General features: G+C 69.8%; 13 protein-coding genes and 3 pseudogenes. 4 read left to right on the forward strand and 12 right to left on the reverse strand.

The window, feature by feature from the left end; genetic code table 11:
- Positions 1-138: pseudogene (locus ABNT58_RS24210) on the forward strand (sugar ABC transporter permease); the annotation flags it as partial.
- On the opposite strand, the gene ABNT58_RS24215 reads toward ABNT58_RS24210, so the two are convergent.
- A complete protein-coding gene (locus tag ABNT58_RS24215) occupies positions 128-1,123 on the reverse strand; it encodes an LLM class flavin-dependent oxidoreductase (protein ID WP_348755955.1) in 996 nt (331 codons plus the stop codon). The pseudogene ABNT58_RS24210 and the gene ABNT58_RS24215 sit on opposite strands and share 11 nt — an antisense overlap.
- 69 nt (positions 1,124-1,192) lie before the next feature.
- On the reverse strand, positions 1,193-2,356 hold the full coding sequence (locus ABNT58_RS24220; RefSeq protein WP_348755956.1) for an FAD-dependent monooxygenase: 1,164 nt from the start codon (positions 2,354-2,356) through the stop codon (positions 1,193-1,195).
- Positions 2,357-2,513: 157 nt separating this feature from the next.
- Between ABNT58_RS24220 and ABNT58_RS24225 the strand changes: the two genes are divergently transcribed.
- Together ABNT58_RS24225 and ABNT58_RS24230 are read left to right on the forward strand one after the other, a co-directional pair.
- Positions 2,514-3,473 (forward strand): AraC family transcriptional regulator, encoded by a 960-nt coding sequence (locus ABNT58_RS24225; RefSeq protein WP_348755957.1) that lies wholly within the window; start codon positions 2,514-2,516, stop codon positions 3,471-3,473.
- 4 nt (positions 3,474-3,477) lie between these two features.
- Positions 3,478-4,779 carry a DUF445 domain-containing protein gene (locus tag ABNT58_RS24230; protein ID WP_348755958.1) on the forward strand — a complete coding sequence of 434 codons (1,302 nt, stop codon included), beginning with the start codon at positions 3,478-3,480 and terminating at the stop codon, positions 4,777-4,779.
- Positions 4,780-4,783: 4 nt separating this feature from the next.
- Here the strand turns inward: ABNT58_RS24230 and ABNT58_RS24235 are convergent, their stop codons facing one another.
- The 4 genes from ABNT58_RS24235 to ABNT58_RS24250 form a co-directional block, all read right to left on the reverse strand.
- The gene (locus ABNT58_RS24235; RefSeq protein ID WP_348755959.1) at positions 4,784-5,551 is read right to left on the reverse strand and encodes a hypothetical protein; all 768 of its coding nucleotides are present in this window, start codon (positions 5,549-5,551) and stop codon (positions 4,784-4,786) included.
- Positions 5,552-6,038: 487 nt separating this feature from the next.
- A complete protein-coding gene (locus tag ABNT58_RS24240; protein WP_348755960.1) occupies positions 6,039-7,106 on the reverse strand; it encodes an endonuclease/exonuclease/phosphatase family protein in 1,068 nt (355 codons plus the stop codon).
- A gap of 89 nt (positions 7,107-7,195) precedes the next feature.
- On the reverse strand, positions 7,196-7,852 hold the full coding sequence (locus ABNT58_RS24245; RefSeq protein ID WP_348755961.1) for a hypothetical protein: 657 nt from the start codon (positions 7,850-7,852) through the stop codon (positions 7,196-7,198).
- 217 nt (positions 7,853-8,069) lie between these two features.
- Complete coding sequence (locus ABNT58_RS24250; RefSeq protein WP_348755962.1) at positions 8,070-9,644, reverse strand: winged helix-turn-helix domain-containing protein; 1,575 nt, start codon at positions 9,642-9,644, stop codon at positions 8,070-8,072.
- Between the two features lie 102 nt (positions 9,645-9,746).
- Here ABNT58_RS24250 and ABNT58_RS24255 point away from each other — a divergent pair, with 102 nt between their 5' ends.
- On the forward strand, positions 9,747-10,688 hold the full coding sequence (locus ABNT58_RS24255; RefSeq protein WP_348755963.1) for a tripartite tricarboxylate transporter substrate-binding protein: 942 nt from the start codon (positions 9,747-9,749) through the stop codon (positions 10,686-10,688).
- A gap of 10 nt (positions 10,689-10,698) precedes the next feature.
- Here the strand turns inward: ABNT58_RS24255 and ABNT58_RS24260 are convergent.
- The 6 genes and pseudogenes from ABNT58_RS24260 to ABNT58_RS24285 all read right to left on the reverse strand — a co-directional run.
- A pseudogene (locus ABNT58_RS24260) lies at positions 10,699-10,854 on the reverse strand (NAD-dependent dehydratase); the annotation flags it as partial.
- A 2-nt stretch (positions 10,855-10,856) separates the two neighbouring features.
- A complete protein-coding gene (locus tag ABNT58_RS24265; RefSeq protein WP_348755964.1) occupies positions 10,857-11,702 on the reverse strand; it encodes a 3-keto-5-aminohexanoate cleavage protein in 846 nt (281 codons plus the stop codon).
- Positions 11,703-11,704: 2 nt separating this feature from the next.
- Positions 11,705-12,604 carry a sugar phosphate isomerase/epimerase family protein gene (locus ABNT58_RS24270; protein WP_348755965.1) on the reverse strand — a complete coding sequence of 300 codons (900 nt, stop codon included), beginning with the start codon at positions 12,602-12,604 and terminating at the stop codon, positions 11,705-11,707.
- Positions 12,605-12,608: 4 nt separating this feature from the next.
- Positions 12,609-13,484, reverse strand: coding sequence for a 4-hydroxyphenylpyruvate dioxygenase (locus ABNT58_RS24275; RefSeq protein ID WP_348755966.1), 876 nt, complete (start codon positions 13,482-13,484; stop codon positions 12,609-12,611).
- A gap of 23 nt (positions 13,485-13,507) precedes the next feature.
- Positions 13,508-14,341: a ThiF family adenylyltransferase gene (locus tag ABNT58_RS24280; RefSeq protein WP_348755967.1), complete on the reverse strand. Its 834-nt coding sequence runs from the start codon at positions 14,339-14,341 to the stop codon at positions 13,508-13,510.
- 31 nt (positions 14,342-14,372) lie between these two features.
- Positions 14,373-14,801, reverse strand: a pseudogene (locus tag ABNT58_RS24285) (MFS transporter); the annotation flags it as partial.

Raw genomic sequence — 14,801 nt, forward strand, 5'->3', positions numbered from 1 at the left:
GCCGGCTTCCGCTGGAGCTTCTTCGGCACCGCCGACGTGCGGGAGGAGGTGAGCGCGGCCATGACGCTGGCCTTCCTCATCGCCTGCCTCCTCATCGTGCGCTGGATGTTCCGCACCGGCTACCGGCTCAAGAACTGATCTGCGCCATCGCCTGCGCCGCCAGCGTGTACGCATGCAGGCGGGCATCGTGGTCGTAGATCTGGCTGGTGATCATCAGCTCGTCGGCCTGGGTGCGCTCGATGAAGGCCTGCAGTTGCTGGCGCACCTTGTCGGGCCCGCCGATGGCGCTGCAGCTGAGCACGTCGTCCAGCATGCCGCGGGCTGGCGGCGGCAGGCTTTCCAGGTAACCCGGCTGCGGCGGCTGCAGCCGGCCCGGGCGGCCGGTGCGCAGGTTCACGAAGGCCTGCTGCATGCTGGTGGCCAGCAGCGCGGCCTCTTCGTCGGTGTCGGCCGCGAACACGTTGAAGCCCAGCATCACATGCGGTTGGGCCAGGTGCTCCGACGGGCGGAAATGCTCGCGGTACAACGCGATGGCCCGCATCATCTGCGCCGGCGCAAAGTGCGAGGCAAACGCATACGGCAGCCCCAGCATGGCCGCCAGTTGTGCGCCGAACAGGCTGGAGCCCAGGATCCACACCGGCACCTTGGCGCCCTGCCCCGGCACCGCGCGCACGGCCTGCTGCGGCTCGTCCGACATCAGGTCGATCAACTCCAGCACGTCTTGCGGAAAGGCGTCGGGGTCGCTGGCCAGGTCGCGGCGCAGCGCGCGCGAGGTGGCCTGGTCGGAGCCCGGCGCACGGCCCAGGCCCAGGTCGATGCGGCCCGGGTACAGCGCCTGCAAGGTGCCGAACTGCTCGGCAATCACCATCGGCGAATGGTTGGGCAGCATGATGCCGCCCGCCCCCACGCGGATGCGCTGGGTGCCGCCTGCGATGTGGCCGATGAGCACTGCGGTGGCCGCGCTGGCGATGCCGGGCATGCCATGGTGCTCGGCCAGCCAGAAGCGCTGATAGCCCAGCTGCTCGGCATGCCGGGCCAGTGACAGGGAATGGCGGAACGACTGCGCGGCATCGCTGCCTTCGGTGATGGGCGCCAGGTCGAGGACGGAGAGTGCAGTAGCCATCCGTGGCACCTGGGGGCGATGGGCCGCGCTGCAAGGGCCGACCCTGGCGCAGGCAGGGTGGTTCAGCCTTCAGGCATGCGCCGCCAGCGGCACCGCCCAGGCGTCGTAGCCGTACACCCAGTCGGCATTGCCGCCGGCCTTGAGCCATTCGTTGCCGCGTGAGCCCAGCTGGATGCGGCTGGCCCGTTCCTGCCGGTCTTGCTGGTAGGCCTGCAGCGCCTGCGGCACCTCGGCCGCCGTGGCGCATTGCAGGTGGCGGCTGAGCACGACCGCGTCTTCGATGGCCGAGCCGGCGCCCTGGGCCATGAAGGGCATCATCGGGTGGCAGGCATCGCCCAGCAGCGTGGCCGCGCCCACTGACCAGGCGGGCAGCGGGTCGCGCTCATACAGCGCGGTCTTGAGCACCTGGTCGCAGGCGTCCAGCAGTGCCCGCGCATCGGGGTGGAAGTCGGCATAACAGCGGCGCAGCTCCTGCACATCGCCTTCGCTGGTCCACGATTCTTCGTGCCAGCTGTCTTGCTCGGTGGTGGCGAACACGAAGGTGTCGCGGCCCTGGTTCAGCGGAAAGGTGACGATCTGGCTGTGCGGCGAAGGGCCCCACCACTTGGTGAAGGCGCCGATGTCGGGCAGCTGGCGCACCCGCTCGGTGGGCACCACCGCGCGGAAAGCCACCAGGCCGGTGAAGCGCGGCGCGGCAGCGCCGCCATGCTCGCCGAACAAGGCCGCCCGCACCGCGGAATGGATGCCGTCGGCGCCCACCAGCACGTCCAGCGGCGCGCTGCGGCTGTCGTCGGCAAAGCGCAGCTGCAAGGCGGCGCCCTGGCCCGGCTCGATGGCGGCCAGCCGCTTGCCGAACAGCACCCGCCCGCCCGCAAAGCCTTCGGCCAAGGCGGCCAGCAGATCAGCCCGGTGGATGGTGAGCTGCGGCGCGCCGTAGCGGCGTTCGGCCTCGTCGCCCATCGGCAGGCGCGAGGTCTCTTCGCCGGTGTCCCAGGTGCGGCTGATGCGGTGCGTGGGCCGCGCGGCCGAGGCCCGCACGGCCTTCGCGATGCCGGTGCCCAGGCCATCGAGCGCCCGCACCGCATTGGGCGTGAGGTTGATGTCGGCGCCCACGCGCAGGTACTGGCGGCTTTGCTCGTACACGGTGACCACATGCCCTGCCTGCTGCAAGGCGTTGGCCGCCGCCAGGCCGCCGATGCCGCCGCCCACGATGCCGATGTTCAAGCTGCTCATTCCGCTGGTCCTGTGCTGGTTGTGCCACTGCTGTGGCCGCATTCTTGGCAGCGCGGCGCTGCGGCTCAACCACCAGGGCGCCCGAAGAAGACACCATTCGTCCCGATAACATGGGCCGCATGCAGCACCCCTGCCCCTTGCGCAGCCGCCCGGCCCGATGGATGGCCTGAGCGAGGTGCTGTCCATCTGCAGGGCGCAGCGGGCGGTCACGGCCCGCTTCGACCTGGGCGCGCCCTGGGCCCTGCGTTCGGCCGGCGTGTCGGGCGCGATGATCCGCATGGCCCGCGGCGCGCCCTTCTGGCTGCTGATGGCCGGCCGGCCGCCGCTGCAGGTGGCACCCGGCGACCTGCTGCTGCTGCCGCTGGGCGCGCCGCACGTCATTGCCTCCGACCCCGCGGTGGCGCCGGTGCCCTTCAGCCGCTTGATCAAGCAGCATGCGGTGGGGCCGCTGGACGAGAACCCGCTGGTGTTTGCGCATGGCGGCGCCGGGCCGCGCACCGAGGTGTATTCGGCGCAGCTGTGGTTCTCGGCCTATGCGCGGCACGCGGTGCTGTCGCTGCTGCCGCCGTTGCTGCATGTGCGCGCGCAGGGCCGGCCGCTGGACCTGAACCTGGCCGCCACCCTGCAGGCTCTGGTGCTGGAAACCCTGGACCGCCGCCCCGGCTGGCGCGCGGCCGCCGTGCGCATGGGCGAGCTGCTGCTGATCCACCTGGTGCGTGAGCACCTGGCCGCGGCCGGCGATGCCGCCACCGCCGCGCCCGGCTGGCTGCGAGGCCTGGCCGACCCGGCCCTGGCGCGCAGCCTCAATGCCCTGCACCGCGCACCGGAAGCGGCGTGGACGGTGGAACGCCTGGCCGCCGAAGCCGGCATGTCGCGCTCGCGCTTTTCTGAACGCTTTCGGCAGCAGGTGGGCGCCACGCCCATCGGCTACCTCACCGCCCACCGCATGGCCCTGGCCGCCGAGCAGCTGGAAGCCGGCGGCCAGCCGCTGGCCCGCATTGCCGAGCAGGCGGGCTACGACTCCGACAAGGTGTTTGCCCGCGCCTTCCGCCGCTGGTCGGGGCTGACGCCCACCGCCTGGCTCAAGCGTGAACAGCAACGCCGCACCGCACTTTGACTGCATGACACCTGCCACCCCTTCTTCCGACCCCGCGCTGCGGCTGCAAAAGGCCAAGCGCAGCGCGCTGGCCGTGCTGCTGGGCGTGCCCGGCGGGCTGTATGCCACTTCGGTGGCGCTGGCCGCGCACCCGCTGCCTTCGGGCCTGTGCCGCGCAATGGCGGAGGCCGCGCTGGTGGGCGGCCTGGCCGACTGGTTCGCGGTGGTGGCGCTCTTTCGCCGGCCGCTGAACCTGCCCATCCGCCACACGGCGGTGATCCCTTCCAACCAGGCCCGCATCGCCGACAACCTGGGCCGCTTCATCCACGAGAAGTTTCTGGATGCGCAGGCTCTGGCCGGGCTGATGCAGCGCACCGACCCGGTTACGCAGCTGGCGGCCTGGTTCAGCGTGCCGGCCAATTCGCAGCGCATCGGCCGCCATGCGGTGACGCTGGTGCGGCACGGGCTGGCGCTGGTGGACGACAAGCGCATCCAGGCCTTCGTGGCCGATGCGGTGCAGGCCTTCATCGCCAAGGTAGACCTGTCGCAGGCGCTGGGCGAGGTGCTGCAGATGCTGACGCGCGACGGCCGCCACCAGCAGCTGCTGACCGACGTGCTGGGCGCCGCGCTGGAATACCTGAAGCAGGACACGGTGCGCGAGGCCATCGTGGCGCGGCTGCTGACCTGGATGAAGACCGAGCACCCGATGCTGGACAAGCTGGGCCTGTCGGACGCGCTGAGCGGCTGGAGCGCCGACAAGCTGCGCAAGGTGCTGGCCGAGCTGCTGCAGGAGATGTCGGAGCGGCCCGACCACGACTACCGCCAGGCCTTCGACCGCGTGGCCGAGCGGCTGGTGCAGCGGCTGCAGCACGACGACGAGCTGCGCCAGCGCGCCGATGCGCTCAAGCGCCATGTGCTGGAAGACCCGCACCTGCTGGACTTCACGCGCAGCGTGTGGCACGACATCCGGCAATGGATCAGCGACGACCTGGACCGCCCGCCCGAGCAGTCGGCCATGGCCGCGCAGGTGCAGCGCATGGGCCAGTGGATGGGCCGCAAGCTGAGCGAGGACGAAGCCCTGCGCCGCTCATTGGCCGAGCATGTGGTCAAGCTCTCCACCGACCTGGCCCCGGCCTTCGCCGACCATCTGGTGCGCCACATCAGCAACACCGTGCGCACCTGGGACCCGCAGGACATGGCCCGCCAGGTGGAGCTGCACATCGGTCCCGACCTGCAGTCCATCCGCATCAGCGGCACGCTGGTGGGCGGGCTGATCGGCGGGCTGCTGTTTGCGCTGGCGCGGGGGATCGAGTGGGTGGGCGGGTGAAACCCTAGGCGGCCTTGGACGGCTTGCCGAAGAAGGTCTGCGCCGACTCGATGAGCCGGTTCAACACCAGGATCACGAGCGACGTGCTGAAGCCCAGGATGAAAGGCAGCAGCAGCAAGCCCGCCTGCTTGGCCACTTCCGCCGTCTCTGGCGGCGCCGAGGCCTCGCCGAAACCCACGAGGAAGGTATCGAAGGTGTCGAACCCCAGCGGCAGCGTCAACACCGTGCCGAACAGCGCGCCCAGCACCAGCCGCAGCCAGATGAACTTGCCGCTGCTGACGTCGAAGGTGGCGTCGTCCTGCACCGACAAGGCGTTCATCCCGATGGAGGCTGCCGCACCGATGGCGCCCAGCGCGATGATCCACAGCAGGAACGGGATCAGGATGCCGCCGGCAATGGGCCGTATGGCGCCCGTGCGTGTGAGCACCGCCACCACCAGCGACGCCGCGGCCACCACGATGAAGGCCGAGATCAGGTACGAGATCCAGCCGGGCGTTTGGGTGGCCAGGAACTTGCGGCGGTGGGCATCGGACAAGGCGCCCCAGATGACCTGGGTGCGGATCTCAACGGCCTGCCACTCCTCGAACTCCGCCGCACGGCCCTTGGAGGGGAAGGCGCGCCGAAGCTGGTTGAGCCCGCCCAGCCGGGCCGCCTGGCGCACCTTCTCGTCGGACGGCGCCGCCACCTGCAGGATGAAGCTGGACAACCCCCGCAGCCGGTTCAGCGCCGCGATGAACTCCGGGTCTTCGATCGCTTCACGCCCGCTTTCCACTTTCGGGAACAGGTCGACGTATTGCGAAGCCGGCCCCTGCGGCTGCGCATGATCGGGCCTGGGGGTCGCGGCCCGGCCAACGCCCGCGGGCTCTGACCGGGCCTGCCCGGGAACGGAAGGCACAACCGGGTCGGGTCCGATGGGAACGACGTTTTCGGTCATGGCGACTCCTTGAGCTGCCCGCCCGCACGGGTGCCACACCCGCCCAGGTCGGTGGCCCGACTGTGGCAGGCAAACGCCGCCGGCGAATCCCTAATCAAGCAGTGGCAACGGATACACCCGCTCGAAGCGCTCGCACACCACCGGCATGTCTTCGGTGAAGCTGCGGCCCAGCCGTTCGCAGTCGCGCGTGAAGAAGGCGCGATGCGCCTGGCGCCAGGAGGCCAGCGAGCCGTCGCCCTCGCCCTCGGTTGCGGCGAAGTCGGTATCGACTTGTGAAAAGGCTGCGCTCTCGGCAGATGCGGCTGTACCGCGTGCGGGCCAACGATCAGCGTGCTGCCGGGTCCCACACGAAGCGCGCACACACCGCGCCGTGGTCCGAGGTGGGGCGGCGGGCGCCGGTCAAACCATCTTCCACCAGGTGGTCGTTCCAGATGCGCTGTTCTTTGAACGACCAGTAGCGATGCTGCGAGTGATCGTAGAACTGCTCCGACACCAGCACATGGTCGAGCTGCTCCCTGTCGCCCTGGTACACATGGGTGTAGGCCACGTCCTGGAAGTCGGCCAGCGCCTGCAGGAAGGTCACCGGGTACAGGCCGGTGTCGCTGGTGCGCCCCGTCTGAGACTTGCTGTACCGCCGGAACGGCGGCTGCGCGCTCAGGATGGACAGCGTGTTGGCATGCGCTCCGTCGTTCAGGTCGCCCAGCAGCACCACCGCGCGGGTGGCGTCGCTCTTCGTCAGGTCGGTCAGGATCATGCGCAGCGCGGCCGCCTCGGCCGTGCGGCGGATGGTGGACAGCGCGGCGCCCAGCGCGTTGCGGTGCGGCCGCAGTGCATCGATCCGCGCTTCCACCGGGTCGAGCTGCGTGGGAAGCTTCGACTTCAGATGAGCACACACCACGTGCAGCGGCGGCAGGTTGTCCACGCCGTCGCGTACCAGCACCAGCTCCAGCACCGTGCGCGAGAAGAACGGGATGCGCACGTCGATGTCGTCGTCGGTGCGTTCGGCCTGGGCACCTGCCTCGCCATGGCCACGCTTGATGAGCCGGAAAGCGTCTGGAAAGGCCTTGTGCAGCCGACGATCCTCAACCCGCCAGGGCTTGCGCACCGCCGCAGCCACGGCGATGTCGTACCACTCGTCGGCAATGAACTGCAGCTCGTAGCGAGCGTCCAGGCCTTCCAGCGCGAACAGGTCACGCAGCGCCTGCGCCGACCACAGCTCCTGAAAGGCAATCACGTCCGCGTCCATTTGCGCGATCAGCTGCGCGGCCCAGCGCAGCCGCGCGGCATAGGTGACATCGTCGAACATCGCCGAGCCCGGATGCGTCGGTTGGCCCGGCACCTGCAGGTTGTACAGATTGAGCGTACCGAAGCTGATGTCGCGCACGTTGCTCATGTCGGTCTCCGTGGTGCTCGCGGGAGGCATTGGACGGCGCCAATGGTGACAGAACTGCGTCAGCGGCAGCCGCGCGAGCCGCTGCACGGCTACTTCTTCACCCGACGCTGCCCTGTGCAGTCCGACAGGAAGCGCGCGTGGTCTTCATTGAAGCGCTCCGCTTCGGCCTTGAAATCGGCGTGGCTCTGCACGAACAGCGCCGCACTGTCGTTCAGCGCCCGCGCGGCGCGGTTGTGCTCCTCGATGCGGACGTTCAACGCCTTCTCGTCGCGCATCAGCTTGTCTCGTCCCCGGTTCCAGACCTGCAGATCGGCATTGAAGGCGGTCACCAACCGTTCGATGCGCCGGGCCTCTGCTTCGCTGGCTGGGCGGGTCGACAGGTCCTGCTCGACCTGCGCCTTGCGGGCCACCAGGGCAGACTCCTGCCGGCGCTGGGCTGCGACCGCGGCCTCGAAGGCCGAGCGGTCGGCGGTCAGCGACTCCACCATCGGGTTCAGCGCCGCCGATCGCGCCTCCAGCGGCGCCAGCGCCGCATGCAACTGCTGCTGACGTTGGCTCAGCGCCTGCGCGCGTTCACGCAGCCGCAGGTCGGCGCCCATGCACCGGCCCATCTCGTCTATGGTGATGTCGGCCGGCGGCACCTCGTCGGGCTGCGCCCACCGGTGCACGATGCCAGGCAGCCGCAGGGCCGGGCGCTCGAGCGCCTCCTGGGCCATGGCGATGCCCGCCAGCAGCAGCGGCGCCATCGACAGCCCCGGACGCGTCCAAGCTCGCAACATGCCGGGGGAGGCTAGCAGTCCCTGCTCGACGGCTCAATGGGCCGAACGGACCAGGCCCGACCCGCCATGCCAAGACCACGGCCTTGCCATCTCTGCGCGGTGAGAGCCCGCCACATCGAAGTCGCCCTGTACCCACCCCACCTTGGCCCTGAAGCAGCAGCACGCCGGGGCTCGACCGACGGCGTCACTCGGTCTCAGGCAACCCGGCCTGTGCGAGCCACCTTGCCGCCTCCAGCATCTGGCGGCGATGCGCCGGTGAGGTGGCCACCGGCATGCGCCGAAAAAATGCCGGCACGCTGCCGAAGACCGAGCGCTCGCGCAGCAGTTGAACCCAGCGCGCGGCCAGGTCTGTCTCGCCGAGGGCCTGCGCCGCCGCAGCGCCAGCGGCGTAGTTGGTCGGCAGGCCCGGGTTCGCCGCCATGCCACGCTGCGCCGCGTCCAGTGCTGCTGCGTAGTCCCGGCGTGCCAGCGCGCTCCAGGCCAGCGCCAGATACCACACCGCACGAAGTGGCTCGCGCGGGCTGAGGGCAAGCGCACGGTCGCAAAGCGCAGAGGCTTCTTCCGGGTGCCCGAGCCGCGTGCGCACGAGCGCGAGCAGTCCGTACGCCGGGGCGAACGATGCCGACAGCCGCAGGCACTGGCGCAGCGCTTCCTCGGCACGCACGGTTTCGCCGCGCCCATAGGCGATCAAGGCGAGCACGTAGTGGGCATCGGGCTCGTTCGGCGCAAAGGTGATCGCACGCTCGGCGTGATCGTGGGCCCGGCTGCGAGCATCCTCCTCGTTCAACCCGTCCCAGCCGAACTGGCCGGCGCGCCAGCAGCAGGTGGCCAGGCAGATCTCGGCCAGGCCGCATTGCGCGTCGCGCTGCAAGGCCGCCTGGGCCCAGTGGCGGGCGCGCAGATTCGTCTCGGCAGTCTCGGGCCGCGCGAACAGCTCGACCCAGGCCTGGGTGGCCAACGAGCGGGCGGAAAGTGCCTCCACGGGCACATCTCTGCCTTGCGGCAGCACACCGGCCTGGAACTCGAAGGTGAGCGCACGTGCCAGCCGCCCCACCACCACGGCCGCGCTCTGCGGCCAGTGCGAGGCTGGCAACTCGATCACTTCGGTCCAGGTTTGCCGCCCGCTCGGCACGTCGATCAGTTCGGCTTCGATCGCCAGCATGTCAGGGCCTAGAAGGTTAAGACGGCCATCCACCACCGAGCGCACGCCGAGGTACCGGCCGATGGCCACAGGCGACTCGCGGCGCCGCGCATACCCGATCATCGTGCCACGCGCGACGACGGCCAACTCGGGCTGGCGAGACAGCTCGCCGATCAGGCCATCGACCAGGCTTTGCGAGATGAACTGCAGCCTCTCGTCCGGGCCTGCAGCCTCGAAAGGCAGCACGGCGATAGACCGCTCGCCCAGGCCCGGCGATGTGCCCACCGCGACCGGCCAGCGCAGCCGATAGCCCTTGCGCGGCACCGACTCGAGCGCGTACAGGCCTTGGTCGTCGCGCCCCAACAGCTTGCGCAGCCGCGAAATGCTCTCGTACAGCGAACTGGGCGTGACGACGACGCCGGCCCAGACCGTGGCCAGCAATGAGGCCGAAGGCACCACCTGGCCACCCGCGCGTGCCAGTGTCAGCAGCAGCCGCATCGTGCGCGGCTCAAGCTTGTGCGAGACGCCGTCGCGCTCCACGCGGTCGTACATCGCATGCACGGACCAGTGGCCGATGGTGAACGACGCAGGTGAGGCGTCGGTGGACTCGTTGGACAAGGCGGCTCCGGATGGGCGCATCTTAAGAAAATCCCAAGACCGCAGCGGCTCCGTCCCGCGCAGACTGCGGCACACGATGTCCTCACGCCAAGGAGTTGCGTCATGCAAACAATGGATCGAAGGAGTGCTCTCCTGACCGCGCTGGCCGTCTGGGCCGGTGCCGCGGCCGCGCTGCCGGCGGACAGGCCGCTGCGTATCGTTGTGCCTTTCGCGGCCGGCTCAGCACCGGACATCGTGGCCAGGACGCTCGCCGAACCCCTGTCGGCCGAGCTCGGAACGCCGGCGGCGGTGGAGAACATCCCCGGCGCCGGGGGGCTTGTGGGCGTCACGCATGTCGTGAACGCAGCCGCCGATGGCCGCACCGTCGTGCTGTCGGGCGATGCGGCACTGGTGATGCCCGACCCGAACGGCGTGCGCCGCTATGACCCGCAGCGCGACCTGGCACCGATCTCGCGGGTCGTCGCCACGCCGAACGTGCTCGTCGTCGGCGGCGATGGCAGTGCCCGCAACTTCGCGGATTGGCTCGCCTGGTTGCGCCAGCGACCCGCCGGCCAGGTCACTTACGCCTCGGCCGGTATTGGCACGTCTTCTCACCGCGCTGGCGAACTGCTCGCGAAGATGGCAGGCGTCGACATGATTCACGTGCCTTCCAACCAGAGCCCCTTGCCGGACGTGGTGGCCGGACGCGTCGATTTCTCGTTCGCCAACGTCGCAACCGCCATGCCGTTGGTTCGCGAAGGCCGTTTGCGCGCGCTGGCGGTGTCATCGCTGCAACGAACGCCGATTGCGCCTGAGCTGCCGACGCTGGCCGAGTCCGGTCTGCCGGGCTTCGAGGCGATGGCCTGGTTCGCGCTGCTGGCGCCCGCGGCAACGCCCACCGACATGCTGGTGCGATGGCAGCGAGCGGCACGCGGTGCGCTTGCAACGACCATGGTCAAGGCCAGGTTGCAGTCGATGGGGATAGAGCCGATTGGCGGTTCGCCCGATGAACTCCGCCTGACGATCGAACGGGAGTCACGCCAATGGGCCGGCTTGATCCGGTGAGCAGCCGCTACACCAGCGTCAATGACTCGAAGCCGACCTGCTGCAGCGCCGCTTCCGACTCGCCCTTGACGCGGTTGTAGGAAAGCCGCGAAGCGGCATCGGCGCCCATCGCCGAGTTCAGCACACAAGTCGGCGTGCCGTGGGCGTGGGCGCTTCGGGCCGCGGCGCTCAGGCCTGCGCCCCCGGCGCCCCCAGCTTCAGCAGCGCCCGCGCCTCTTCGGGCGTGGCCACGCGGCGGCCATACTGTTCGCACAGCTCGGCCACCTGGCGCACCAGCGCGGCGTTGGAGGGGGCCAGGGTGTCGCGGTCCAGGCGCACGTTGTCTTCCAGGCCGGTGCGGCAGTGGCCGCCCAGCTCCAGCGACCAGCGGGCCAGCTCGATCTGGTGGCGGCCGATGCCGGCGCCGGTCCAGGTGGCGTCGGGGGCCAGGCGGTGCAGCGTCTTCACGTAGAACTCGAAGACCTCGCGGTCCACCGGCATCGCGTTCTTCACGCCCATCACGAACTGCACATGCAGAGGTCCGACGCCGATGCGGCCGTCGGCATGCATCTCGGCGGCCTTGAAGATCATCGACAGGTCGAAGGCTTCCACCTCGGGCTTGATGCCGTGCTGCTTCATCTCGGCGGCCAGCCAGTCCACCAGGTCGGGCGCGTTGTCGTACACGCGGGTGGGAAAGTTCACCGAGCCGGTGGCCAGCGAGGCCATGTCGGGCCGCAGGTGCAGCATGCCGCCCCGCTCACGCCCCGCGCCCGAGCGGCCGCCGGTGGACACCTGCGTGATGATCAGTGGGCAATGCTTGCGGATGCCGGCCAGCACCTCGGCAAAACGCTCGGGCGCCGAGCTGGGCGTCTCGTCGTCGTTGCGCACATGCAGGTGCACCAGCGTGGCCCCGGCCTCGTACGCGGCATGGGTGGACTCGATCTGCTCGCTGGGCGTGACCGGCACCGCCGGGTTGTCCTTCTTGCGCGGCAAGGAACCGGTGATGGCGACGGAGATGATGCAGGGAGAAGACATGGTCAGGCTCTTTTCAGCTTGATGGCGTTGGGCAAAGGGACCGAGCGGCGCAGCACCGTCTCGCCCAGCCACAGCGCGCTGCGGCGGGCGCGGGCGGCCACGGTGGGCAGCGGCATCTGCTGGTAGTCGTCGTTGAACACCTCGAAGCTGTAGTCGCCGCGGTAGCCCAGGCGGTGCAGCCGCTGCACCCAGTCGGCCACCTCGGCGCTGTGCACGCCTTCACCCGGAAACACGCGGAAGTGCCGCGCGGTGGTGATGCGCTCTTCCACCGAACGGATCTCCTGCCACATGAAGTCGGCCAGCTGCACCAGGAAGATCTTGTAGGGGTCGATCAGGTCCAGCTCGTCGGCCGGCGTCTGGGTGGCAAAGGCATGGAAGCTGTCGAGCCCGATGCCCAGGTTGGGCATGTCGGCCCGCACCACCACGTCCCAGGCCTGCGGAAACTCGTTGACATGGCGGCCCCAGGACAGCCCCTCGTACGCGATGCGGATGCCCAGCGGCACCGCCAGCATCGCCAGCTTGCGCAGGTCGCGGGCCATGTGCTCGCGGTCGTCCTGCGCATGCACCGAGGTGGTGGAGCACACCAGCAGCACCTTGGCGCCGAGGCGGCGGCACATGTCCAGCATCGACTTGGCCACGTCCACCTTGTAGTCGTGCAGGTGGCCGCTCAGGCCTTCGAAGTCGCGCAGCACCTGGAAGCCGGTGACCCGCAGGCCGCTGGCCTGCACCGCGGCCACGGCGGCGTCCAGCCCGTCGGGGTGGCCCACCACGTCGCGGGCGCTGAGCATGATCTGCGAGAAGCCGGCTTCGCGCGCGGCCTTGAGCTTGGCCTCCAGCGGGCCGGCCAGCGAGATGGTGTCGATGCCGAAGTCGGCGAAGTTGCCTTGCGTGGTCTGGCTCATCGCGTCACCTTTGCGCGTGCACCAGCTCGAACGACAGGCCGTGCAGCAGGCCCTTGGTCAGCGCGCCCCGCACATCGGTGTGCACCCGTTCGGTTTCGTGGAACTCGACGCCGCGCTCGCGCATGTGGGCCACGGTGCCCACCACGTCGGGCGTGGCAAAGGCCACGCGCGCCAGGGTCTCGTCGTCTTCCACGTCCAGGATGCCGGGCTCGGGCTCGATGAGCTGGAAGTAGAAGGTGCCGCAGGGGCTCTTGAGCACGCGGCCCTTGGGCAGGATGCCGAAGGTGGTTTCAGGCGGCACCGGCTCGAAGCCGAACAGCACGCGGTAGAACTCGGTCCAGTCTTCGGTGCGGTCGTTGCCGATGTACTGCACCACGCCGAACCAGCTGAGGCCGCAGGCCGAAGGCGGATGCCGCTCCACCGACGGAATGGGCACGAAGTCCACGTCGTAGATCGAGAACTCGCGCCAGCGGTCGATGAAATAGAGGCGGCTGCTGCCCACGCCGTGGATGGCGGGGATGTGCAGCTCCATCGGCTCCACGTTCACCGGCACGGCCCAGGCGCCGTTGTCCAGCGCCTGGCGGTAGGCGGCGCCGGCATCACGTACGCGAAAGGCCAGCGCGGCGATGACCGCGGGCGAAGCGCCGCTGCCTTCGGGCGCCACCACGTCGTGTGCGTTGACGATGACGTTCATCGGCCCCTGGCGGTACAGCGTGACCTCGCGCGAGCGGTGGCGCGCCACGGGTGAGAAGCCCACCATCTCCAGCACCTGGCCCAGGGCCTGCGGGCGGGCGGTGGAGTATTCGATGAACTCCAGGCCGGCCAGACCCAGGGGGTTGGGCAGCTCGCCGATGTCTTCGCGGTTCAAGGTGTTGGACATGTGGGTCGGGGTTGGGTGTGGGGTCAGGGTTGCAGGGCCGAAGTCTCGGCCAGCTCTTCCACCGTGGTGCTGCCGAAGCCGAAGAATTCGAGGTAGGCCGGGATCATCTCGAACAGCATGTCGGTGCCCACCTGCACCGGGCAGCCGCGGGCCCGGGCGGCCTGCAGCAGCGGGGTGAAGGTCTGCGTCATCACCACCTCGCCCACAAAGGTGCCGGGCGCGATGCGCGAGACGTCGAACGGCAGCGGATCATCCGGCTTCATGCCCAGCGGGGTGGCGTTGACGATGAGATCGTAGCCCGCCGGGTCGCGGCTGCCTGTGTGCACCTGCAAGGCCGGGTAGTGCTGGCGCAGCCGGCCGGCCAGCGCCTGGGCCGAGGCGTCGTGGGTGTCGAACAGCATCATCTCGGCCACGCCCGCCGCCGCCAGCGAAGCGGCGATGGCGCAGCCCACGCCACCGGCGCCGGCCACCAGCACGCGGCGCCCCATCGGCTGCCAGCCCTTGCGGATGAGGCCGCGCACGAAGCCGGCGCCATCGAACTGGTCGCCCAGCAGGCTGCCGTCGGGCCGCCGCTGGATGGCGTTGGCCGCACCGGCGATGCGGGCGGTGGTGGTCAGTTCGTCCACCAGGTCCAGCGTGGCCACCTTGTGCGGCATGGTCACCAGCGCGCCGTGGAAGTTGGTCATCCGGCGCAGCGCGGCGATGGCGTCGGCATAGTCTTCGGGCGCCACGCCCATGGGCATGACCACCGCGGGGATGCCCCGGCGGTCGAACCAGGGGTTGTAGATCATGGGCGCCTTGACCGGCTCGATGGGGTAGCCGAAGTGCGCGATGAGTCGGGTCTTGCCGGTGATCATGGTGGTGGCCTTGGGGAACGTCAGGCGGGGGTCAGGCGTGGGCGGTCTTGAGCTTGGGCTGGGCCAGCGCCTCCTGGCGGGCGGCGTCGTATTCCGCCTCGGGCACCGGCACCGCATCGGGGTTGCCCAGGTCCTGCATGCGCACGCGGTAGGTCTCGCGGGCGGTGAAGCAGGCGATGGCCGAGATGACGCAGATGCCCAGCGTGAGCGAGCCCACGATCAACGGGATGTTGGTGGCCCCCGGCGGCGCCACGGTGGCAAACAGCGCCGGCAGCATCGCGGTGGCCGCGGTGCCCAGGTTCTGCGAGATGGCCATGGCCGACACCCGGGTGCGGGTGGGAAACAGCTCGGGGTAGAAGCTGGGGTACACCGCGTTGTAGCCCTGGTACACCAGGCCCCACATCAGCAGCGACAGCACGATGGCCATCGGCACGTTGTGGATGCTGATGGCGTAGAGGTA

It is taken from the genome of uncultured Aquincola sp. (assembly GCF_964001545.1).
Classification (GTDB): domain Bacteria; phylum Pseudomonadota; class Gammaproteobacteria; order Burkholderiales; family Burkholderiaceae_C; genus Aquincola.